This is a genomic window from Bacteroidales bacterium (assembly GCA_012517825.1).
In the GTDB taxonomy this organism is placed as follows: Bacteria; Bacteroidota; Bacteroidia; order Bacteroidales; family JAAYUG01; genus JAAYUG01.
Genome location: JAAYUG010000189.1, coordinates 1 through 2,680, shown reverse-complemented (window position 1 = coordinate 2,680; position 2,680 = coordinate 1). Strand labels below are relative to the sequence as shown.

The window sequence follows — 2,680 nt, the reverse complement described above, 5'->3', positions numbered from 1 at the left end:
GAACCTGACCTGTGAATATCTTACCGACCCGGCTGTGGTGGATGTTCTGCCGCCGCGGCTTTCGTGGGTGAATGAAGCTGATTCAGGGGAACGCGGGCAATTTCAGACGGCTTATCAGATACGGGTTGCCTCTTCACCCGGTATGCTGGCAACGCCGGACCTGTGGGACAGCCATAAAATACCGTCTCCGGAAACAAACCGGATTGTGTATAACGGAAAGCCTCTGAGCTCAAGGCAGGAATGCTGGTGGCAGGTGCGGGTATGGGATCGCAACGGCCGGCCATCAGAATGGAGTAAACCTGCCTTCTGGCGCATGGGACTATTGCATCCTTCCGACTGGCAAGCCATGTGGATAGGTGCTCCCTGGCAGGGAGAAGAAGCCCTTCCTCCCACCCCCTGGCCGAGTGCTCCGCTGAAAACCCTTCCACCCCCTGCTCCTCTTTTACGAAAAGCTTTTTACGTTCAGAAAGAAGTGGTAAAAGCCGTTGCCTTCGTTACAGGACTTGGTTACTTTGAACTCTACGTCAATGGATCGAAAGTAAGTGATGACGAACTGGTTCCGAACCAGACCAACTACGGAAAACGGCCCGGATTGCCCGAAAGGTCGATACCTCTTGAAGACTCGTTCCGCGAATACCGCGTAATGTACCTGGCATACGACATCACATCTTTCCTCCGCCAGGGAGAGAATGTTGTCGGAGCCATGCTGGGAAACGGCTTTTATAATCCGGGAAAATTCTGGTGCGAGGGGTACGGCACTCCGCGTTTTATCGGACAAATTTACCTGACCTATTCCGACGGAACGGAAGATGTGATTGTCACCGACCGGAGCTGGAAAGCCTCCAGGGGCCCTGTCGTTATGGACATGGTGTACTTCGGCGAACACTACGATGCCCGTCTTGAACAGCCGGGATGGAATGCGCCCGGATTTGATGATGTGTTGTGGGAATTTGCCGCGCAACGGAGAGCTCCCGAGGGAAAACTGGTTGCCCATACCGCCTTGCCCGACAAAGTGACGAAACGAATCGCCCCGGTTAACATACGCAGGAAAGGACCCGGAACATACCGGGTCAGTTTTGGCGAGGAAATTTCCGGAAGGCTGAGAATTCAGAATGTGTCGGCACCGGCAGGACATAAAGTTACCATACGGTATATAAGCAACCTGTTTTCGGGCGACAATTCCTACACATTTGGCGGGAAGGGCATGGAAACCTATGCAGCGAGGTTCAACTGGTTTGTATTTCACGCTGTGGAAATCAGCAACTGGCCTGGCGAACTGCGGCCTGACCAGCTGGTTGCCGAAGCAGTGAATACTGCAGTGGAAGAAGCCGCCGTGTTCGAAACATCCAGTACTTTGTTCAATTCCATCAACAGAATCTGGAAACGAAGCCAGCTCGACAACATGCACGGAGGGATTGCCAGCGACTGTCCGCACAGGGAACGTTCAGCATATACAGGTGACGGCCAGATTGCCTGTGTTACGGTAATGCACAATTTCGATGCCCGTGCCTTTTACTACAAGTGGATACGGGATATTTACGGTGCCCAGAACCCTGAGACAGGGTATGTTCCCAACGGGGCTCCCTGGCAGCCGGGATGCGGAGGGGGTGTTGCCTGGGGAGCGGCCATCTGCATCATGCCGTGGGAATTTTATGTCCATTACGGCGCACGCGACATATTAAGCGATACCTATGAAGCCATGAAGGATTACGTGCGGTACATGCTCAACTGGGTTGATACAAGCGGCATCATGTACCACCAGCGTACCGGAAAGGATGGAAAACCCCTGCAGTGGTTCAACCTTGGTGAGTGGTGTGCACCGGGACAAACCATTCCTGATGATATGGCCCATACGTTTTATTTGTGGTATTGTACCGACATCACCGCAAAAACAGCGTATGTTCTGGGGTTTGAAGAAGAAAGAAGGAAGTATGAATTGCTGGCTGAAAGAACCCGCCAGGCTTTTCAGAAAAAATATTTCGACCCTGTAAAAGGCACCTACGGCGATGGCGGAGGGAATATTCTTGCCCTGAAAATGGGCGTTCCTGCCGATCAGTATCCGCGGATTATTGAAGCCCTGAAACGGAATCTTAAGGCAACCCGCGGGCACCTGGATACCGGAATTCTCGGTACCCGTTTCTTCTTTGAAGTGCTGGCCGAAAACGGATTGCAGGATCTTGCCTTCGAAGCCATGAACAAAAAAACATACCCCTCGTATGGCTACTGGCTGAAAAAAGGAGCCACCACAACGCGTGAACGCTGGGATAATGACGGCTCCCACAACCATCCCATGTTTGGCGGCGGACTGGTATGGTTTTACCGCAACCTTGCCGGGATGCAGGCCGATCCGGATGAGCCGGGATACAAGCACATTGTATTCAGACCCCAACCCGTGCCGGAACTCGACCGCGTTGCCTATTTTCTGCAGACCCCTTACGGCAAAGCCGGTATAGAATGGAAGCAGGAAAAAGACAGGCTTACGGTTGATATTCTTGTGCCTCCGGGCAGTCATGCCACAGTTTATGTGCCCGCAAAAAAGGGATGTACGGTTCTGGAATCGGGCCGCAAACCTTCCGAATCACCCTTTCTGCAGGAAAAAGGATGGAAAGATACCTATGCAGTATTCGAAGCTGCCAGCGGAAAATACCAGTTTACGGTACAGGAATAACGGCAGGTTTTT

General features: G+C 52.5%; 1 protein-coding gene. It reads left to right on the top strand.

Going from position 1 to position 2,680, the window contains the following annotated elements; all coding sequences use genetic code 11:
• On the top strand, positions 1-2,668 hold a 2,668-nt coding region (locus tag GX419_13070), incomplete at its 5' end, for a family 78 glycoside hydrolase catalytic domain (protein ID NLI25627.1).
• Positions 2,669-2,680: the final 12 nt, after the last annotated feature.